The sequence below is a fragment of the Microvirga terrae genome (genome assembly GCF_013307435.2).
Taxonomy (GTDB): Bacteria; Pseudomonadota; Alphaproteobacteria; order Rhizobiales; family Beijerinckiaceae; genus Microvirga; species Microvirga terrae.
Genome location: NZ_CP102846.1, coordinates 1 through 19,343, shown reverse-complemented (window position 1 = coordinate 19,343; position 19,343 = coordinate 1). Strand labels below are relative to the sequence as shown.

General features: G+C 61.4%; 24 protein-coding genes. 11 read left to right on the top strand and 13 right to left on the bottom strand.

All coding sequences use genetic code 11. The features are described 5' to 3' along the window. Positions 1 to 132: 132 nt before the first annotated feature. Complete coding sequence (locus tag HPT29_RS24865; RefSeq protein ID WP_173946594.1) at positions 133 to 843, bottom strand: sigma-70 family RNA polymerase sigma factor; 711 nt, start codon at positions 841 to 843, stop codon at positions 133 to 135. 169 nt (positions 844 to 1,012) lie between these two features. Beyond that, entirely contained in the window at positions 1,013 to 2,989 is a 1,977-nt protein-coding gene (locus HPT29_RS24860; protein WP_173946593.1) for an AI-2E family transporter, read from the bottom strand. A 361-nt stretch (positions 2,990 to 3,350) separates the two neighbouring features. On the opposite strand from HPT29_RS24860, the gene HPT29_RS24855 reads away from it, so the two are divergent. Both HPT29_RS24855 and HPT29_RS24850 read left to right on the top strand, forming a co-directional pair. Continuing rightward, a complete protein-coding gene (locus HPT29_RS24855) occupies positions 3,351 to 4,481 on the top strand; it encodes a DUF2382 domain-containing protein (protein ID WP_173946592.1) in 1,131 nt (376 codons plus the stop codon). 200 nt (positions 4,482 to 4,681) lie between these two features. After that, positions 4,682 to 4,921, top strand: a complete 240-nt coding sequence (locus tag HPT29_RS24850; protein ID WP_036359903.1) for a DUF6489 family protein — start codon at positions 4,682 to 4,684, stop codon at positions 4,919 to 4,921. 102 nt (positions 4,922 to 5,023) lie between these two features. Here the strand turns inward: HPT29_RS24850 and HPT29_RS24845 are convergent, their stop codons facing one another. Further along, a complete protein-coding gene (locus tag HPT29_RS24845) occupies positions 5,024 to 5,347 on the bottom strand; it encodes an OsmC family protein (RefSeq protein ID WP_259060959.1) in 324 nt (107 codons plus the stop codon). Positions 5,348 to 5,677: 330 nt separating this feature from the next. Between HPT29_RS24845 and HPT29_RS24840 the strand changes: the two genes are divergently transcribed. From HPT29_RS24840 to HPT29_RS24815, 6 genes are all read left to right on the top strand, one after another. Continuing rightward, positions 5,678 to 6,574, top strand: coding sequence for a LysR family transcriptional regulator (locus HPT29_RS24840; RefSeq protein WP_173946590.1), 897 nt, complete (start codon positions 5,678 to 5,680; stop codon positions 6,572 to 6,574). Positions 6,575 to 6,780: 206 nt separating this feature from the next. Next, positions 6,781 to 7,743, top strand: coding sequence for a PhnA-like protein (locus tag HPT29_RS24835; RefSeq protein WP_173946589.1), 963 nt, complete (start codon positions 6,781 to 6,783; stop codon positions 7,741 to 7,743). Between the two features lie 92 nt (positions 7,744 to 7,835). Then, entirely contained in the window at positions 7,836 to 8,696 is an 861-nt protein-coding gene (locus HPT29_RS24830) for a YsnF/AvaK domain-containing protein (RefSeq protein ID WP_259060958.1), read from the top strand. A gap of 58 nt (positions 8,697 to 8,754) precedes the next feature. Then, complete coding sequence (locus HPT29_RS24825) at positions 8,755 to 9,150, top strand: YidB family protein (protein ID WP_210272026.1); 396 nt, start codon at positions 8,755 to 8,757, stop codon at positions 9,148 to 9,150. A 70-nt stretch (positions 9,151 to 9,220) separates the two neighbouring features. Next, positions 9,221 to 9,721 (top strand): YciE/YciF ferroxidase family protein, encoded by a 501-nt coding sequence (locus HPT29_RS24820; protein WP_173946587.1) that lies wholly within the window; start codon positions 9,221 to 9,223, stop codon positions 9,719 to 9,721. An 85-nt stretch (positions 9,722 to 9,806) separates the two neighbouring features. Further along, complete coding sequence (locus HPT29_RS24815; RefSeq protein ID WP_173946586.1) at positions 9,807 to 10,238, top strand: YsnF/AvaK domain-containing protein; 432 nt, start codon at positions 9,807 to 9,809, stop codon at positions 10,236 to 10,238. 102 nt (positions 10,239 to 10,340) lie between these two features. Here HPT29_RS24815 and trhA read toward each other — a convergent pair whose 3' ends face one another. Together trhA and HPT29_RS24805 are read right to left on the bottom strand one after the other, a co-directional pair. Next, on the bottom strand, positions 10,341 to 10,655 hold the full coding sequence (gene trhA, locus HPT29_RS24810; protein ID WP_432807323.1) for a PAQR family membrane homeostasis protein TrhA: 315 nt from the start codon (positions 10,653 to 10,655) through the stop codon (positions 10,341 to 10,343). Positions 10,656 to 11,163: 508 nt separating this feature from the next. Next, positions 11,164 to 11,370: a helix-hairpin-helix domain-containing protein gene (locus HPT29_RS24805; RefSeq protein WP_173946584.1), complete on the bottom strand. Its 207-nt coding sequence runs from the start codon at positions 11,368 to 11,370 to the stop codon at positions 11,164 to 11,166. Positions 11,371 to 11,975: 605 nt separating this feature from the next. On the opposite strand from HPT29_RS24805, the gene recA reads away from it, so the two are divergent. Continuing rightward, entirely contained in the window at positions 11,976 to 13,013 is a 1,038-nt protein-coding gene (gene recA, locus HPT29_RS24800) for a recombinase RecA (RefSeq protein WP_173946617.1), read from the top strand. Between the two features lie 68 nt (positions 13,014 to 13,081). Here recA and HPT29_RS24795 read toward each other — a convergent pair whose 3' ends face one another. The 3 genes from HPT29_RS24795 to HPT29_RS24785 are packed head-to-tail and all read right to left on the bottom strand — an operon-like array spanning position 13,082 to position 14,657. Then, entirely contained in the window at positions 13,082 to 13,900 is an 819-nt protein-coding gene (locus HPT29_RS24795) for a transglutaminase-like domain-containing protein (protein ID WP_173946583.1), read from the bottom strand. Between the two features lie 49 nt (positions 13,901 to 13,949). Continuing rightward, positions 13,950 to 14,354: a hypothetical protein gene (locus HPT29_RS24790; RefSeq protein ID WP_259060956.1), complete on the bottom strand. Its 405-nt coding sequence runs from the start codon at positions 14,352 to 14,354 to the stop codon at positions 13,950 to 13,952. Positions 14,355 to 14,399: 45 nt separating this feature from the next. Continuing rightward, a complete protein-coding gene (locus tag HPT29_RS24785; protein ID WP_173946582.1) occupies positions 14,400 to 14,657 on the bottom strand; it encodes a TFIIB-type zinc ribbon-containing protein in 258 nt (85 codons plus the stop codon). Between the two features lie 147 nt (positions 14,658 to 14,804). On the opposite strand from HPT29_RS24785, the gene HPT29_RS24780 reads away from it, so the two are divergent. Continuing rightward, the gene (locus tag HPT29_RS24780) at positions 14,805 to 15,290 is read left to right on the top strand and encodes a hypothetical protein (RefSeq protein ID WP_259060955.1); all 486 of its coding nucleotides are present in this window, start codon (positions 14,805 to 14,807) and stop codon (positions 15,288 to 15,290) included. Between the two features lie 14 nt (positions 15,291 to 15,304). Here HPT29_RS24780 and HPT29_RS24775 read toward each other — a convergent pair whose 3' ends face one another. The 5 genes from HPT29_RS24775 to HPT29_RS24755 all read right to left on the bottom strand — a co-directional run bounded on the left by HPT29_RS24775 (position 15,305) and on the right by HPT29_RS24755 (position 17,293). Continuing rightward, on the bottom strand, positions 15,305 to 15,613 hold the full coding sequence (locus tag HPT29_RS24775) for a hypothetical protein (RefSeq protein WP_114948205.1): 309 nt from the start codon (positions 15,611 to 15,613) through the stop codon (positions 15,305 to 15,307). A gap of 16 nt (positions 15,614 to 15,629) precedes the next feature. Further along, the gene (locus HPT29_RS24770; RefSeq protein WP_114948204.1) at positions 15,630 to 15,905 is read right to left on the bottom strand and encodes a hypothetical protein; all 276 of its coding nucleotides are present in this window, start codon (positions 15,903 to 15,905) and stop codon (positions 15,630 to 15,632) included. Between the two features lie 273 nt (positions 15,906 to 16,178). Beyond that, positions 16,179 to 16,400 carry a hypothetical protein gene (locus tag HPT29_RS24765; protein WP_173946581.1) on the bottom strand — a complete coding sequence of 74 codons (222 nt, stop codon included), beginning with the start codon at positions 16,398 to 16,400 and terminating at the stop codon, positions 16,179 to 16,181. 388 nt (positions 16,401 to 16,788) lie between these two features. Next, positions 16,789 to 17,007, bottom strand: coding sequence for a hypothetical protein (locus HPT29_RS24760; protein ID WP_173946580.1), 219 nt, complete (start codon positions 17,005 to 17,007; stop codon positions 16,789 to 16,791). Between the two features lie 46 nt (positions 17,008 to 17,053). After that, positions 17,054 to 17,293: a hypothetical protein gene (locus HPT29_RS24755; RefSeq protein ID WP_173946579.1), complete on the bottom strand. Its 240-nt coding sequence runs from the start codon at positions 17,291 to 17,293 to the stop codon at positions 17,054 to 17,056. A gap of 358 nt (positions 17,294 to 17,651) precedes the next feature. Here HPT29_RS24755 and HPT29_RS24750 point away from each other — a divergent pair, with 358 nt between their 5' ends. Continuing rightward, a complete protein-coding gene (locus HPT29_RS24750) occupies positions 17,652 to 18,284 on the top strand; it encodes a DUF6894 family protein (protein ID WP_173946578.1) in 633 nt (210 codons plus the stop codon). Positions 18,285 to 19,343: the final 1,059 nt, after the last annotated feature.

Here is a 19,343-nt window from a genome sequence, read left to right as displayed (position 1 = left end):
GCTCTCATCGCTTGGGACGCCATTCAATTCCACAAGAGCCTTCCGCGAAATTTCCCTACAGTAGACGTGAGGTGCACCATCTGGGGGCTGAAAGGATCCGAGTGCTTTTCCGCATGCGGCGATCCGGAAATCCTAAGCTGGCGCGCCGTGCAATCCGGCGATGCCATCCTCATGGACGAGGCCCATCAACTCGGCCAGGCGGGTCCTCGCCCGATTGACCCGGCTCTTGATCGTCCCGACCTTGGTTCCCAGCGACTCGGCAGCTTCCTGGTACGACAGACCCTCTGCACCGATGAGCAGCAGGGCCTCGCGCTGCTCCTGGGGCAGTTTGGCAAGCGCCACATGCAGATCCTGGACCGTGAGCCTGTCCTCCTGATCGGGTATGGAGATCATCGTCGCCGCGTGGACCCCGTCTGTATCCTCGACCTCGCGTTGCGTCCTGCGGTGAGCGGAGAAGAACAGGTTGCGCAGGATGGTGAAGAGCCAGGCTTGGAGGTTCGTGCCGGCCTCGAACGTCTCCTGCTTGCTGATCGCCTTGAGCACTGTCTCCTGCACGAGATCCTCAGCCCGGTTCATGTCATGGGTGAGCGAGATCGCGTACGCCCGCAGCGAAGGCAGGCTGCCCATGAGTTCGTCGACAAAAGCCTGATCCACCGGTTCGGTGTGGGCCCGGATGACCTGCGCCACGCGGGTGAGAAGCTGGCCCAAGCTCCGGGGCATCTTCTCCGCGTCAGGGTCGCCGTAAAGAGCGCGCAGCTCGCGCCCGAGATGGGTCCGGATGGCGTCGGTGAGGGAAGGGTTCTCGGCGGGGTGGGAGCGTTCGTTCAGGATGCACTGTCTCATCTCCAGTCAGATGCACCAGGCCGGGCTGGTTTCAACCGTGGAAGAAGGACGCGGGAGCGGAGATCGCCAGTGCCGAAGTCAGTCGCCGGCCCGTGACAAGGCCCACGTGGAGCCCGCCGCGTGACCGTGCAGTTGCTTCCGTTTGTCATGTTACCCGGCTGGGACCGGGTCAAGCGGCGCTGATCGCAACGGATCCCTTCACGCCCTGGGTCACCTCTAGTCTGGCCATCTCCAGGCACAGGGTCATCGCGTCTCGCAGGCTTGTAGCAACGAGATCCGCCCGGACCGCCTCCCGCAGGGCCGCGGCCGCCGCGGCGTCCATTCCCTCGACCCAGCACCCCAGCAGGATTTGCGCCTGCGGCATCTTGCGGCGCAGGCGACGCACGGCATAGCGCATGTGGGCCGGGCTTCCCGCATCGAGATAGGATAGGCACACCATGGCGACGCCGGCATCATCGATCCTCGCAACGGCCTGGACCGACAGCGAGGCTGCACTTTCCACCCGGGCGCGAAGCCCATGCTTGGTCAGGAGCTGCGCCAGCATCAGGGCGGCCGCCTCGTCGACCGAGCTCTGGCCGGCAATGCACAGGATCGGTGTCTCGCCCCGGAAGCGCGGATTGAGATCCTCCAGAGGCAGGGTCGGAAGGTCGGTCCTGCCGCTCTCGCCCTCGCTGGCCTCAACGGCGGCGGCGGCTTCCGGATCGTTGGTGTTGCCGGATTGGGGCTCCTGGTCAGGATGGTCGGAGAGATCGTCCACTAATTCCTCAACTGTTGCTCTCATCCGCTCCAAGCGAGACTCATCGAGGACGCCACGCAGGGCGTCGGCGCGGGCGAGCCGCAGGCCCGCTAACGCCACTTCGTCGTAGTACACGGAGAGCGAGCGCTCCTTCAGGAACTCCTCTGCAACGTCGGCTGCCTCCGCGGGATCACCGGCCAGCATGCGCTGGTAGAAGATCTCCGGCGGCGAGAGGGCTGGGCGGTCGCCGAGCATAACGTCGAGGAACTCGAGCCGCTCCACGTGCCGGCCGAGCACGACCAGGCATACCGTCAGCGGCGTTGCCAGCACCAGCCCGATTGGGCCCCAGAGCCAGGTCCAGAAAGTTGCGGCGACAACGACTGCCACGGGAGACAGACCCGTGCTGTGACCATAAACCAGGGGTTCGACAACGTGGCCGGCGAGCGGCTCCATGACGATGAACAGGGCCGCGGTCATCAGCAGCATCGACCAGCCTGGATCAACGGCCGCCGCCAGGGCCAGCGGGAAGGCGGCGGAGATGAACGCGCCGATGTAGGGGACAAAGCGCAGGATTGCCGCGAGGATGCCCCAGAGCACCGGACTTGGCACGCCAATAAAGTACAGGCCGATGCCGATCACCACGCCGAAGGCGGCATTCAGGGCCAGTTGCGTCAGGAACAGCCTGCTCAGGCGGCCGGCGGCATCGTCGAGGGCGGCGGTGGTCTTCTGAAGGTCGTGCGACCCGGCCAAGCGGATCAGGCGGTTTCGCAGGTCCTCCCGTTGCAGCAGGATGAAGATCACGAAGATGATCACGATCCCGGTGGTCGCGGCCGGGTGGATCAGCGGGGTGATGAAGGCGCCGAGGGTTTGCAGGGCGCCTGGGTCGGGCTGGCGCACTTCCACCGGAATGGGCTTTGTCTCGGTCGTGGGCACGGTGCTCGGTGCCAACGGGTTGGCCGGTGGGAACGTCCCGGCCTGCGGCCTGTCGAGTTCCTTGCCCAAGTCCTGCAACACATCCGCGGCCCGCTCGAGGGCGCTGCTGCCGGCGGCGGATCCGCGCAGCGACTGCACCTTCTCGCGCATGGTGGCCTGGTAGCGCGGCAGGTCACCGGCGAGTTGAGTGACTTGTGTTGCCATGACGGTGGCAAGCGCCGTGATGCCGGCAAAGGCAACGAGGACAACACCGATGACGGCCAGCGCCCGTGGCACGTGGGCTTTCTGCAACAGCCGGATGAGCGGGGCCAGCACGAAGCTCAGCAGGATGGCGAGCGCCACCGGAACGAAGACCTCACGCCCGACGTACAGGGCCGCGATGATGAGGGCGATCATGCCGACGACGCCAAGGCCGGCGGAGGCGGGGCCCGGGGTGAGGATGTCCCGCTCGGCGATCTTCGGCTTCAGCTCTGGCATGAATGGGAGTTCCCAGGCCGCCGTAGGTCGTGAGCGCCGGCCCGGCCCAGATCGACAACGCCTGGATGCCGGAATCGCTCCTTTCTGCCGCGGGCAGCGGGCGGTGCAGCCCGAAACTGCCGGGTAGCAGGGAACCGTTCAGGTTCAGGGCCGTTGCCGTGTTGCGACGCAGCAAACCTCTTCGCTGTTGCGAGATTACCTTCCTAGTATCTGCGCCGCTCTCCAAAGTTCAGTCGAACCCGAAGTCCGCTCGCCTCGGAGAGCCATTGCTTCGCTCTTCCGTCGCAGTCCGTCACAACCAGATCGGGCATCGGCATCCCACTCAGTATTGCGTCTGGCTTCAATTTTTCATGAGGACGATATGACGACCATCAGACAATTACTTCAGAACGGTCCGGCCAAGGCCAACGAGCTCTTCGCCAAGCTTGTGGATACCTCGGACGGTGCGGTCAAGACGCGCGAGAGGCTGTTCGCGGAACTCAAGGCGGAGCTGGATCTGCTCGCCAGGCTCGAAGAAGAACACCTGTTCCCGGTGCTCAGAAAGCACAAGGCGACCAAGGGGCTTGTGTCCGAAGCGCTCGCCGACAACAAGCAAACCAGAATCCTGCTCGACGAGCTTGAGGCCACCCCCAAGGACAGCGAGGAGTTTGCTATCAAAGTGGCCGAGCTGCGCAAGATCCATCAGCAGAGCGTGCGCGACGGGAAGAACGAATTGTTGCCGGCCGTCTTGGAGGCGCTGAGCGACGAGGAAGCACAGGCCATCGTCGAGAAGATTGAGGCCGAGAAGGCCGAGATCGAGGAAGCCCGGATGGCAGAGGCTGAACAGCGCCGTATCGAGGCGAGGCTCGAGCGTGAGCAGGAGGCCCGCACGGCCGTCCGCCAGACCGTGGACGCCGTCGCACGAACGGGCGAGGCCGCCGCTGAGAGTGCCACGCAGATGGTCCGGACTACGGCAGAGGTCGCCCAGCGGGTCGCGACGGCGCCCATGAGCACCGGCTCGGTCCTCTGGGATTCGATGTTCAACCTATGGACGGCTCCACTGGGCCGTGCCGTGGCTCGCCCTGCGAACGGCCCATCATCCTCGCAGGCGGAGGAGGTCATTCCGCTCGCTGAGGAGACCCTGGTTGTGGGCAAGCAAACCGTGACCAGCGGCACCACCACCGTGCGTCGCGTTGTCGTGGAAACGCCGGTTCAGCAGCAGGTGTCGCTGTATGATGAGAAGGTCATCGTGGAACGGCGCAAGCCGGTCACCGACCCCGTGACCGGGGAGACCCTGACCGAGCTCACGATCGAGATGACCGAGACGTCCGAGAGGCCCGTGGTGGGCAAGAGCGTGAAGGTACGGGAAGAGGTCGTTGTCCGCAGGGAGCGCACTCAACGAATCGAGACCGTGCGGGACACCGTCCGTCGGGACGAGATCGAGGTCACGCACTCCGACGACAACCATCGTTCCGGCAGGACACGATCTGTGATCGCCTCCAGCCGCAAGTAAGATCACGAGAGCAACGCCTCATCTTGCACACAGGTCGCAGTTCTCGATCGCGACCTGTGTGCTCGCAAAACGCAATAGGAATGCTGGCCGCGTCAGGGGCTGCATCGGATCACGGGCAACTCCGAACCAGCTCCCTTGATCGCCGCTGTTGTGGGCCCCCCACGCCCGCCAGATAGATAACTTGGGAAGGATTGTTCGAGATGAAGGTCACCATGAACATCGACTGCACACCGGAAGAAGCACGCGCCTTCTTCGGCTTGCCCGATGTGCAGCCCATGCAGGAGCATCTGATGAGAGAGATGCAGGAGCGCCTGTCCGCCAACCTGAAAGCGATGGATCCGGATACGATGGTCAGGACCTGGTTGCCGACTGCTGTCAAAGGTTTCGAACAATGGCAGGACATGCTCGCATCCCAGATGAACCCGGCAAGGACGAAATAGGAGCCTTGGCGCCGTCGCGATCCCATCGGGAGCCAGCCTTTGGCGCTGTCGCCCACCCTCCAAGGGGGATCTCCATAACAGGCCGCAGATCTCGGTCCTGCGTCATGCCAGTGCGATGTCGAGGTTGATTGGGTTGTAGAGGGTATTGGCGATAGGGGACCATCGCACCGCATGATCGAGGAGCGCCTGGAGTACCGCGCGCGGTGTGTCCGCCTCAATCTGCACGCTGATCCTGATCGTCTCGAAACCGAGACCCTTAAAGTCCAGATCTCCCGTTCCCCACAGAGCCGCGAAGTCGATGTCGCCCTCGAGCTCGATCGCGAGCCGGCGGATCGGAATCGCGCGGGCAGCCGCGTTGGCCTGGATGCTGACCGACAGGCACGAGCCCAAGGCCGCGAGCAACGACTCCGAGGGACTTGGCATCATGTCGTCATTCAGCAGGCTCAATGCATCCGCGTCACCTCCACCGCCAAACGGCATCAAGTCGCGAACGTGGTGCTTTTGGCTGAACCGCCCCGTTGCCTCGGTGCGGCACCGCAGCGTCCGGGTCGACGGCGACAGGGCTTTGCCTCTTGTCTCCGGCGGATCCTGATCAGACGACCCGAGAAACCCGATAGGATGTCCGGACGTTGGCGTCCTGCGGTCGGTCACTGAGCAGCCTCCTTGGATCGGTAGATGTCGAGGCTAACCCCTCCGCTCGCGTTCCGAGCCAAGCAAGATCGGTTACCGGGTCAGCGAAAATGCATGGAGCCTTAGGTGCTGGACTGGGACGACCTCCGTTTTTTCCTGGCGATCGCCCGGCAGGGGAGCCTGACTGCGGCGGCGCGCGAGCTCCGGGTCGCCCAGTCGACCGTGGGCCGGCGACTGTCATCTCTCGAGGCCAGTCTAGGCGTCCGGCTGCTACATCGGACCCCGGAGGGATACACCCTGACCCTTGCCGGTCAGGACGTGCTGAATCAGGCTGAACGGGTCGAAGTCGAAGTCCTTGGGGTAGAACGATCCGTCGGTGGCCGCGACGTCAAGCTCGAAGGGGTTGTGCGCGTGACCTGCACGGAGACGATTGCGGCACACGTCCTGGCCCCATGCTTCGCAGCCCTGCAAGGACAGCATCCCGGCATCCTCGTGGAGCTGATGCCAAACCCGCATGTTGTCAGCCTGTCGATGCGGCAGGCGGATATTGCGGTCCGCCTCGTCCGCTCCGAGCAACATGATCTCATCGTTCGACGGATCGGACAAATCGCCTTCGGTCTCTATGCGTCTCCAGTCTACCTGGGGAAGCATGGCGAGCCGGACTTTGAGGCAGGCTGCCCGGGTCATCGTCTGATGACTCTGCTCGATGACGTGGAGATCGATCCTCAGGCGCAGTGGTTGTCGGAGCTTGCGGCACGGGCCAGTCTCGGCATGCAGACCAGCAGCCACGAGGCGCTGCTGTCCGCCGCGCGGGCGGGCGGGGGCCTTGCCTGTCTGGCTCGCTTCCGAGCCGATCCTGACCCTGGTCTGCGCCGCCTTGAGACACCGCTTCCGCCGCCGGTGACCGAGATCTGGCTCGCCGTGCATAAGGACAGTCGCAGCACGCCAAGGATCAGGGCAGCCTTATCGGCCATTGCCGAGGCAGTGAAAGGCCTCGCGCCCTCATTGAGTCCGCGGAACTGAGCCAGCCCAGAGGGGCATGCATCTTCGCATAGCGGGTCACCGGATTTGCACCGGATCGCACGACCGGGAGCGGCGTTGGGTTCAATGTGCAGGCCGCGTCCAGCCATTGCGACTGCCATGCGGCTCTTCCTGCCCCCAACTACGGTGATCGTCGATGTCCTTGTGCCTTCAAGGTCGGCCATCCCTCATCCCCACAGGAGATCACGATGACCTCTACAGCATATCCTGACACGCCACGCTCGCGGGGCAACACCGACGCTCCTCACGTCAGTGGGGTGACACCCGCCGAGGATGCCCGCACGATCCTGATCAACAAGGTCTCGTGGGGCGCCGTTCTGGCCGGCGTCGTCACGGGCCTCGTCGCACAGCTCGTCCTCAACATGATCGGCATCGGCATCGGCGCTTCGACGCTCGATCCCATGACCGGGGACAACCCAGCCGTCAGCAGCTTCTCGATCGGAGCCGGGATCTGGTGGGCGTTGTCGGGCATCGTCGCTGCCTTCATCGGTGGCTACGTCGCGAGCCGCCTGTCGGGTCAGCCGAAGGCATCGACCGGCGGTTGGCATGGCCTGACCACCTGGGCGATGACCACGCTGGTGATCTTCTATCTGCTGAGCACGGCGGTCGGCGGTCTCGTTGGCGGCGCGTTCAACACGGTCAGCGGTGCGCTGGGCGGTCTTGGTCGCACGGCGACATCGGTGGCCCAGACGGCCGCGCCGGCGCTGGCCAACAGCACCGACCCGTTCGCCTCGATCGAGCAGTCGCTGCGCGGCTCAACCGGCAATGATCCGGCCGCCTTGAGGGACACAGCCATCGCCAGCATGCGTGCATTGGTGACGGGCAACCAAACCCAGGCCAACGATGCCCGCGAGCAAGCTGCCCAGGCGCTGGCCCGTTCGCAGAACATTCCGGTCGAGGAGGCACGCACCCGCGTTGCCGGTTACGAGAAGCAGTATCGTGAGACCGCGGACCGGGCCAAGCAGCAGGCGACACAGGCTGCCGATACGGCCGCCAAGGCCGTCTCCCGCGGGGCCCTTCTCGCCAGCCTCGCCCTTCTCCTCGGCGCCCTGGCTGCCTGGTTTGGCGGGCGCCTCGGTTCAGTCGATCCGACGATCACGGCGCGGTTCCTGGCCGCGCGGAGCACCAGCTCCTCCACCAAGACGACATGAGTTGACAGCCATCATTTCGATCAGCCGGCACCGATGTATCGGCTGATCGGATTCACATAGATCACGGAGATACCACAATGACCCAACAGACCATGACGGCCCTCTTCGACAATCGCAGCGATGCCATGAGAGCCATCGACGAACTTGTTAGCGCCGGCATTTCGCGCACCAGCATCACGCTGATGCCGGAAGACGATAGTACATCATCTCCGGCGACGGGCTCATCCTACGACATCGATCGCGATGAGAAGGGTTTTTTTGCCTCTCTCGCTGACTTCTTCCTGCCCGACGAGGATCGCTCCATCTATGCCGAAGCCATGCACCGGGGTAGCACCATGGTGACCGTCACGGTTGATGCGGCTCAGGCCGAACGGGCCGAGGACATTCTCGAGGAATACGGCACCGTCGACCTGGAGGAGCGCGAGAGCGCATGGCGCGCCGAGGGTTGGCAGGGCTATACACCCGCCACTCCCAACATGAATGTTGCGACAACGAAGGAGGCGAGCGTATCCACCGCAAGCCGCGCGGCGGATAGTGGCGAGGAAGTCATCCCGGTGGTCGAGGAGCAGCTGCGGGTCGGCAAGCGCGATGTCAGCCGGGGTCGTGTCAAGGTGCGCAGTTACGTGGTCGAAACCCCAGTGTCCGAGCAGGTCAGCCTGCGAACCGAGAGCGTCCACGTCGAGCGTCGCCCCGTGGACCGAGTTCTGTCGGTCGGGAACGATGCGTTCCAAGAGCGCACGATAGAAGCTCAAGCCACTTCGGAAGAGGCGGTGATCTCAAAGGAAGCCCGTGTCACCGGTGAGGTCGTGGTCAAGAAGGGCGTCGAACAGCGCACAGAGACCGTTTCAGACACCGTTCGCTCGACCAAGGTCGACGTCGAGGACGATCGGGTCGCGACAGACAAGACAACTTTGAATCGAACGGACGAAAAGTCTCTGAAGCGTTCGATCTGAGCTTTGCGGGGCGGATTCGAACGGGTCCGCTCCCTTCACCTGGTATGGAGAACGACAGGTGCAGTTCCTTGATGAGGCCGCCCGCGGCATTTACGGACCATCGGCGATCGGCATCGATCCCTCCTCGCCGATTGCGGTGGCGATCGCTGCCCTGCTGACGTCACGAGACAGCCATGAATATGGAGAAGGAATCAGCCAGCTTCTCGATCGCTTTACCCACTGTGGGCACGGCGCAATCGCACAGTCTTGGGTCGACATCGGCGGCAACCAGCCTGTCACACCGAACCAGCTTGAGAAGGCCCTCGGTCCCGCAACGATCCACGCCCTTGCGCGCCAGTCTGGTCTTCCAAGCCAGGAGATGCTCACGCAGCTCTCCCAGCACCTGCCTGACGTCGTCGATAAGCTGACGCCGCTAGGTCATGCGCCGGAGGCATTCGGGATGGCGAACCGGTGACCCCATTCGAAGGGCTGCTGCGTTTCCGACTCCACCAACACGTATCAACCATTAAAACCATGAGGATACCATGCAGACGATCAAAGACCTGCTCATCGAAGAGATGAGAGACACCTACAGCTCCGAAACCCAGATCCTGGACGGTCTCGGCGCCATGGCCGAGGCCGCAACATCGCCGAATCTCAAGCAGGCTTTCCTGACCCATCGTCAGGAAACGCAGAACCAAGTGGAGCGCCTCAAGCAGGCCTTCGAGCACCTGGGAGCCGACCCTGAGGGCAACACCTGTGAAGCCACGCAAGGACTGATCGCAGAGGCGGAGGAGGTCATGGAGGAGGGGCTTCCGGGCGAACTGCTCGACGTGGCCCTCGTCATGGCCGCGCAGAAGGTCGAGCATTACGAGATCGCCAGCTACGGCTCCTTGAAGACCATCGCACAGGATTGCGGAGAGAGCGCAGTGGCAGCGCTGCTTGCGCAGACCCTGGAGGAGGAGAAGGCGACCGACGAGAAGCTGACGCGGCTCGCGGAGACCGAGATCAACAAGACGGCGATTGCCGCGTCCCCGTCCGCTTGATCCAGCATAATTGAGAGCAGGCGCTTCCTCGCTTCGCAGCGATGCAAGCTCCTGCTCTTCTCGAACGAGCAAAAGGCATCAAATCATGCGCGAACCCAACGCCGGAACTGCCGGGATGAACGAGGATGAACCTGACACGCACGTGATCCCGATCGTCGAGGAGGAATCCAGGATCGCCAAGCGGCCGGTGGTGAGCGGCAGGGTCATCGTGAAGACCACCGTCGACACCGAGGAGCGCGTGCTCAAGGAGATGCTGTCGCAGGAAACTGTCGAAGTCGAACGTATTGCCATCAACCGTGCCGTCGATGTCGTACCGCAGATCCGCACGGACGGTGATGTCACGATCATTCCCGTGTTTGAGGAACACCTCGTCGTCGAGAAGCAGCTCGTGCTGGTGGAGGAGGTCCGGATCCGCCGCACGGCATCGGTCGAGAATGTCAAGGTGCCCGTAACGCTGCGCAAGGAGCGCGCGACCGTCGAGCATCTCGACGGTTCAGGTAGGCCGGTCGTAGAATGAATTGATCTCGTCCCACCTTTCGAGGCCGCGCGCCGCATAGTCCTGCCGTCCGGACATCTTCACTCCTCGAGAGCCGCCAGGCTGCGTCAGGCAGGTGGCTCGTCAGGCTCGTGCAAGCACCAGGCAGTCCGGAACAGCCGTATAATGGCAGGCTGCTGCCACAAGGACGAAGGCGTGCCAGATTACATTCTGAAAGCGCATGCGCTGCCAGAGATGAAACACCACGCCGGTCGTGTAGAGAATGCCACCGATGGCGAGAACCCAGAGGGTAGAGGAGGGAAGGGTGCCGAAGACGGATTCACAAGCCACGACGCCGCTCCAACCCAGGAGCAGGTAGAGCAGGATCGAGAGGCGCTCGAAAGCACCTCGCGTCGTGTTGTCCGTTCCATACTGTGGCTTCAGCGAAATTCGTGCCAACAATGAAACGCCCCGGCCAAGGGGAGTCGTGGACCCTCAGCCAGAGCGTCTGCGAAGGGGGCATTTCCGCATCATATCGAGCCGATACGCTGCGCCCGATGCCCGCATCCTGGAACGGTCCTGGTAAATAACCCGTAGCGGCAGGCGCGGTCCAAACTGGCGTCGCGCTTTCTGCGCGCAGGTGATTGCGCCAAAGCGTTCATGAAAATGGGCCGCGCCCGATCTAATGACCGTGTTCGCGACCCTTGAGCCCGTATTTGCCCCTACGGTGACGCCTGCATACCTACCTCGGGCGAGGTATGCAATAAGTACAAAACCCTATTCTCGGCTATCACTGCCAAAATGCCGCACAGTTCCAAGAGACAAGAACAAAGACATGCCGGGTGTTATGTGAGCAAGTCGCCTTCACCGGATCTGTTCGTTTGCCCCTACGGATCCGCAAACTTAGAGCGCCCTCTTCGGATGGGCGCTTTTTCTTTGTATTTCCGGAATTTGCATTCTCAACAGGCTATTCGGCGGATACTCGCGCAAGTTCGTCCCGGATCACGCGAGCCATGGTCAAGCCGATTCCGGGAAGACGTTCGAGCCGATCGGCAACAGCCGTGAGCTGATCGACGGTCGTGATGCCTTCCTTGTGCAGACTGTTCCATGCGGCAAGTGGCAGGCGAAGGCCTCGGATGGGACCTTCCCAGCGCTCCTTGTAGTGGTTCAGCATGGGCTCGACCTCCTGCTCTTCACTCACTGGAGGAAGCACACAGATCCTTCAGTTACCAACGCCTGGATCATCCCTGCCAGTGAGGCAACGGCTTGAGGTTCGTTCTGTTCAGATCCGCCCTCAGATATCATTCAACTCCATAAACGACCTCCGCGAGATATGAATGAGCCAAAAACTGGGAAGGTCCGTTCAGGGCACTCCTTGGATCAAGGAACTTGGTGCGCTTCACCACGTGGAAGCTGTCATTCGTCGAGGGGGCGAAATGTCAAAATTGGTCCTGTTCCGGACCTGATGCTGCTCGGCGCCAACGAAGCAGACGCACCTCCCGAGCTCACACAATTGCCAGCTTCAATGCTTGCCTAAGATTATAGAGCATTCCTTCCTTAAGGAATAAAACAAAGCCCTTCGTTTCCGATGATTTTGGGCTGATCGGGCTCTGGAGTTGTCAGATACAGGATATTGATGGGTTGATTTCCGACGCCGATCAAAGCTTATCCGCAGATAATCCCCATGACTTATCTAAGTTCGTACTTTGTTCTGGCGTTCTGAATGCATATCGGCTAGGGTCGATACTCAGACATTACAGAAGCAGAACCGGGATGAACATGGACAAGAATAGGGCGATCGAAACAGCGGTGGCCCAGATCGAGCGTGCCTTTGGCAAGGGCTCAATCATGCGCCTTGGCGGCGGTCAGGTCGTCGAGGTGGAGACGATCTCGACCGGCTCCCTGGGACTTGATATTGCTCTGGGTGTGGGGGGCCTTCCGAGAGGTCGCGTCGTCGAGGTGTATGGGCCAGAGTCGTCAGGCAAAACAACGCTGGCGCTCCAGACCGTTGCCGAGGCCCAGAAGACGGGTGGCGTTTGCGGGTTTATCGATGCGGAGCATGCGCTCGATCCGGTCTATGCGCGAAAGCTGGGCGTCAACCTCGATGATCTTCTGATCTCTCAGCCGGATAATGGCGAGCAGGCGCTAGAGATTGCCGATACCCTGATCCGTTCGGGTTCTGTCGATGTGTTGGTTATCGACTCGGTGGCGGCGCTCACCCCGAAAGCCGAGATCGAGGGCGAGATGGGCGAGAGCCGTCCTGGTTTGCAGGCCCGCCTGATGAGCCAGGCGCTGCGCAAGCTTACTGGCTCGATCAGCCGTACCAAAACAATGGTGATCTTCATCAACCAGATCCGCATGAAGATCGGCGTCATGTACGGTTCGCCCGAGACGACCACCGGCGGCAACGCGCTCAAGTTCTACGCCTCGGTCCGCCTCGACATCCGCCGCGTCTCGACGCTCAAGGACCGCGACGAGCCGATCGGCAACCAGGTGCGGGTCAAAGTGGTCAAGAACAAGGTGGCTCCGCCCTTCAAGCAGGTCGAGTTCGATATCATGTTCGGCGAAGGCATCTCCAAGACGGGCGAACTCATCGATCTTGGGGTCAAGGCCAACGTGGTGGAGAAGTCAGGCGCCTGGTTCTCGTACGACAGCCAGCGCCTTGCCCAAGGTCGTGAGAACGCCAAGACCTTCCTCAAGGACAATCCCGAGATTGCTTCTGAAATCGAGGCGAGGATCCGTCAGAGCGCGGGTCTGCTGATGGATGCGCTGCAGGCCAACGATGCAGCCGATGCTCCGGCGGATGATGCGGCATAAGTCCAACCCAGGAACGCCGGCCCGGACCAGCCGGCGTCCCGCACAGCACACAGTGTGATCCCAGGAGATCAGAAATCTGATCCCGTCACTTCCTCAGTGGTCACGCGAAAGTCCACCAGGGTGCTGGGACCAAACGTGAGGGTCAGCGGCACGTCGGCAGCATCGCGACCGCGAGCGATCAGAATTCTGCCGATCCGCGGATCATTGTTGCGCGGATCGAATGTATGCCACGTCCCACCCAGAAAGACCTCGATCCAGGCGGCAAAGTCCTGCGGCGCATGAGGCGGCGGAAGGCCGATGTCGCTGATGTACCCGGTACAGTAGCGCGCGGGAATGTTGAGGCACCGGCAGAACGTGAGCGCCAGATGAGCATAGTCACGGCACACGCCCTGCCTTTCGTCATAAGCTTCAGCAGCTGTCCGCGTCGCACGTGAGTACTCATAGCCGAAGGTGATATGATCGTGCACGTAGTCGCAGATTGCCTGAACGCGGGTCCAGCCGAGTGGAGTTGTTCCAAACAGGCGCCACGCGACGTCGGAGAGACGATCCGTTTCGCAGTATCGGCTCCCCAGCAGGAAGAGCAGAGTTTCTGCCGGAAGGTTCTGGATTTGAACCTGCTCAGCCTTGGGATCTGTCGTGTCCCACCGGCCCGTATCGCGGACGACGGTTTCGGTTTTGAGGGTGAGTCCTCCAGGCGGTGCAACAAGGCGGTTGCACCAGTTCCCGAAGCTGTCCCGGTACCCCTCCACGGGCACTGATGGGGTCGTGGTCAGGTAATCTGGCCGCTCCAGGTCAGACACTCTCGACGAGTGCACATTGAGGATTGCGATCATTGGCGTGACTTGCCCGAGCTCGTAGGTCATCTTACAGCCGACGCGGATCCGCATGGTTTCTCCCTCAAGTGTTGAGCAAAGGCGGACTTCGAGCCGCCAGAGATCATGGTTGATCTTCGCCGGGACAGAGCCGGCAGACGCCTCGCGTGTGCTTCTCGATTGCGGCCAGGGCCGCATCGAGGGAAATGTAAGGCCCATGAATCATGCCGGCCATGGTCGTTAAAGCTTGGCCGGCCGGGTAAATCGCGAGCTGCTGATCGGATGTCTCAGCAATGCGCCCCATCGAGCGGCCGAGCAGATCGGTCAGGTCCCATGCCTTGCCATTGTCTGACGGGGTCACGATAATGTCCAAGCTGTCCCCAATCCTGGTTGGGACAAGACCATAGCAGTTATCAGGCGAACCGCGAAGGCCGGTAACAGCCACGGTGATGGCAGGACTGATGGGCTTCCGGCAGTCTTGAGGCATGAGGGTGGCGTCGATGCTTGCATGATGCGCATTCAGAACCATCCACTCACGATACGAAATCCGCTGCTCTGGCTCCGTCAGGGCTTATCAGCATCGGGCTGACTTAAGCAGGAACGACTTTTTCTTCTTGGGGTGCCTGTATTGATATCCATGCCCATATGGCTGAGCGTAGCCCTGATCCTGTCTCTGATCTTGGGCGCTCCGCTCAATGATCTTATCGAGTTCCCCTCGGTCGAGCCAAACACCTCGGCGTTGGGGGCAATAGTCAATCTCCACGCCCTGTCGCTCACTCATCACGAGAGAAACACGACAGACGGGACACGGCATACCGGCCGCACTGGTCATAGGCGACCTCCTAGGGCTTGGCATAGGATCATAGGCCCGGGTTGCCGATGGGTCTGAACACTGGCCAAGGCCGGGCATTCTCAATGCAGTCCGACATCACAGCCACGCAAAGGTGCCTGTCAGAGGGGCCCGGCCCGCAAAGAACACATGGGCGGGCCAAGAGCAGGGTTCAAGGCTGAACCAACCGAGGCAAGCCGTGACGGCATGTATTCTGTAGAAAGACTAAACGCCAAGCGATCAGGCGGCGCTAACGTCACCGTGACGATCCAAAAGCTTGAGAGTTTCTATTGGGAGTGCCGTGAACAATTCACGCAGGTGATCCTGGAGCCAGGCGGGGGTTATCTCCTTATGACAGCGCCAGCCTTCGCCGCCGAAGCAGGAGCCATGAACGTGCGCATTGTGAGACGAGAGCTTTATAGCAGCCCCAATGGTGACAGGTGGTATCTGGCAAGGGACACCGAGGCCGGGCGGGTGTTCATCATGCACGAGCCGAATGATGCTTCGGGCGGGAAGAACGCCGAGATTGAGCTTGGCTCGTTCTTCAACCGCAGCGGCCACGGCCCTGAGCATCAGGAGCTCGTGCGCCTGATCGCATCTCTGATTGATGATCCCCGCGACACCTCATCGGCCTAGCGTTGGTCGGGTGGTCAGTTGCGCCAGCTCTGTGGGGTGGCTGGCAGCTCGCCTGTGACGTCGACGTGGGCAACGTCGCTTGCCGAACGCAGGGCTTTCTCAGAGAACCTGAGATCAAGAAGGCGGCCATCGTCCGTGAGAAGCTGAACGCCCCTACGGCCGAACACGTCCTTGAGAATGGCAGCAGCGAGCTGGATCTCGCCGCAACACGTAACTCCGAGCGGCTTCGTGACAAAGCCATCGAAATCATAGAAGGCTTGTGCGATGTGCTCTCCGTTGCACCGCAGTGCACCATACCCTGAGATCCTGCCGAGATAACGCATAACAGCCTCCCGTGGGCTAAAGGAGTTGAGACTGCGCTTGTCCATCAGCCTCCAAGGCGGCTGTGAGTTCTGCCGGGTTGACATGGAAAACCTGAGTCGGGCTGCCCGAGGTCGAGATCGCCGGGACGTACAGCATCGTGGCTGTGCGTTGGAAGGCCAGGAATGAAAGGCCGAGGATCTCTTCCTCATCAGTTACAAGCCGGTAGGTTCCTGCTGGCTGCGGCCGGTCGAGAGAGGTCAACGTGAACGGGTGGCTGAAAGTGACTGTCGACTCAGTGGTTCGGATCGTCATGATGTGCACCTCATCTCTTTTTCTTGGGGAGACCGATCGGGGACAGCATTCCTTTCGTCATCACGGCTGGCGTCGCCTCGGCCACCGGCAGCTTCTTCGCTTCGGGCTTTCAGATCTCCCAATTACTGCGCTTTTGTCCTTTGGCCATCGTGGTTCCTGTGAACCGGATCGATTGCTGTGGTGAGCGGGAAGACCCTATCCCGTGACGTTATGTTTGTGCTCGCGTCGGCGCCTCACGTCGTGCCCCGAGCGGGGAGGACAGTTCAATGCAAGTTAATCGAGGACGCCAGCAACTTCTTGCCTGGCAGATCTCAAGAGTGCAACGACCTCAGCTGGAGACTGTTTGACATGAAGGGAGCGAGCGCTGTCGCTTTCGTTAGCCATGGTGATCAGCCAAGCATGCCCATCCTCGCCCGTGGCGCTGAACCAGAGCACGTTGTCGGTATTCACAAAGACGCTGCTGCCATTGGTGTCTGTCAAGTTGATCCAGGCCATGTGATTTCTCCAAACAGTGGATCGGGCCAGTACGATCACGTGGCAGAGGCAACCGGTCAAAACCGACCTCTGAGCCCCGGAAGCCCCCCTAGACCGGCGTGGTATAAGGCTGGTCTCCGGAATGCCACTCACGCCGAAACTGGCAGACCTTGCCTTGGCTGAAGACGCGGGTGTCCTGTCCGGTCTCCTCAGCCGTGGTTATGGCACTGCGAACGGCGCCTTCTCGCGACGGATACTCGCCGCAATGCTTGCCCCCGATCCTGGTCCGCCACGCTCCGTGATGATAAACGACGTAGACTTCCGCTCGTCATGGCACACTCCTTTGGAGCACAGGTTGGTCCGCTTGCACTCAGGGGCATTGCAGCCCCATTCATTTCAGTGAGGGACGTTAGAACTGCTTGCCTGCCATCCAGCCTTGGACATCGGCTTTCGCGGTCTCGTAGGGCAGGCTATAGCGAACCTTCACCAGGGTGATCAGCTGCTCCTCATTCTTGATCTGCGACAGGTCCAAAGGGGTGAGGCAGCTCCACTGACGCTTTGCATCGCTGCGATACCCAATCTTGCGGGCGACCGTCTCCTGGCATTCGCCACCTTGATAGCCAAACATCGTAGCCTCCATCGTTGGGGCTGGTCTCATACTTGCAGCGACCGGCTCAAAGCTGCTTATCCAGGGCCCAGAACTCGACATCTCTGGCTGCCTGCTCGTGGGAGAGGCCGTAACTCTCCTCGACCTTTTCGATGAGTTCCGACGTGGTTCGGACCCCGATCACCTCGACCGTCGTGAACCGATCCCACCTGGCCTGCATCATCGGCAGCGCGTGAAGCGTCAGTCCCGGACCGTCGCGGGCTTGATCATGCTGAAGATCAAACAGGAAGCGGCTGTTCAAACTCATTGGGAACCTCCGCGATCACTCGCAGATATCAACCTTGGCCAATTGCAAGGGTGCAAAGCCGAAAGTTTATCTCAATTCTATATGGGGGATACGGGCTCGTTTGCATCGGGTCCCACAAATAAATTACTAATAAATCCGATTTAAGTATCTAAAATTTACACGCGGTATTATCGTGTATGTCATCAGGTTCTATAAGAACTAAGACTATTAACTTATCAGGAGCGCTAGATTTCTAGGTGAGGAACAGAAAGATGTTCGGTCAAGCCGACACCTCGGTTCCGATTGTCGTGCGCGACTGGTCCTGGTGAAAGATCAACAGGATCGCCGGCTTCACCCAAGTACAGGAAAGGATCCTGTCATGAGAACGCATCGCTACGCTGCCGGTCAGCACGTCAGCTACGCCGAGGACGCTTCGCCCGCCGGGGTCTGGCGCGGTGGTTACGAGATTGTTGCCTTGCTGCCCGCCGGCAGCCGGGAGCCCCAGTACCAGATCCGAAGCGACGATCAGGCCTATGACCAGGTTGTCTGGGAGTTCCAGTTGCGGGAGGACTTCGGCAGGCGGACGATGCGCTTGAGCGAGCTTGCCATGCAAGCGACGACGATGCTGGCATCACCACCCTGGCGTGCCCGCCACCCGAAAAGGCCAAGCCGACATGAGGATCTCACAAGGTGGGATGATGAGGGTGGTGCGCCCCGATCGGGCCACCGCTTCAGTGAGCACCCCCCATTGCCATCCAGGGCGGAAACAGCTCTCTACTATTTCAACGTCCGGACGGAGAGCAACCTCATGGAAGACCCGGAAGGAAACAGGTACCCTGACCTTCAGGCCGCGCGGGATGTTGCAGTCGCCTTGGCCCACACCATGATTGCGGAAGGCCATCAGAAGGGCGAGGACCGGCGACGCTGGCACGTCGAAGTCACCAACCGGGCCAATCAACCGGTCCTGACGGTCGCATTCGCGGACGTTCTCGGCCCTACGGCCGTCGGCTAGCGGCGACAAAGCGATTGCCGCCTCGACGGCCGGCGCGGTTATGGCGACGGCGACATTCCCACGCCGCATCAAACTCCCGGCCGCGAATGATCCAAGGCCCGCGCCGCCGCGAGTCGCGGTAGGCCGAGGTCTCGCCGTCACGCTGGTATTGGCAAAGGGGTAAAAGGCGAGCGCTCCACCAGGAGAACCTGCAGGAGAACAGGAGAACCTGCAGGAGAACCTGCAGGAGAACCCGCAGGAGAACCTGGGCAGTCACGCCGAGGGCTCGCAAGCCATCCAGAGCCTTCCGCAACTGCTCGGAGGCTTGCGCCCGGCGCGTGTCCTCCACGCTTCGGAACTCCAGCATGGTGATCGTGTTCGGGCTGGCCCGGGAACTGTCGTATTCGCCAGAATGTGGCTGATCGCCCCGCCAAAGATGAACTGCCGCAGCCGGCTCTGGGTGTAGGCTCCGTTGACCAGCAGATCACAGTTAAGAGACGCCGCCGACAGGATCGCCTCGCCAGCATGTCCATGCGGGTTCGGGACCGTTCGCGCCTCCACCGACAACCCGTTCCGTGCGAGAGTATGGCTGAGTTCCCGGGTTGAGGGGCCGGACACATCCGAGCCGTCAAAGTCGATCACCATGATCCGCCGCGCCTCGGCCAAGAGCCGCTTCGACCGATGGCAGGCGCGGGTGGTTGGGCTGATCACTGGGTCGCCTGAGAACGATGATGTCGAAGGCTCGTCCATATGCTGCCGACGCAGTCTTCATCCTCCAAATCAGTCCTGTACCAGCCAAATGACAGACCTGTGGACTCTGCGTCGAACCGCGAAACACCCTAGGCTGTCATGAATGTCTCGAACAGCCCGCCGGCAAGCTGTGGCCCCCTTGCGGCGACGCTCGGGATCGCCGAAACGACAGGTCACCAATGGCGACGTCAGCGACGATGTTCGGCGGCATCTCGGGGGTGACCGCCATGCCCTCCAGATAGCCGTCCCAGACGCAGCGCGGTCTCAAGCACAGGATGGACCAGAACATGCTCTCCACAGGAATGAGGATTGACTTCATGGCTCATCCTC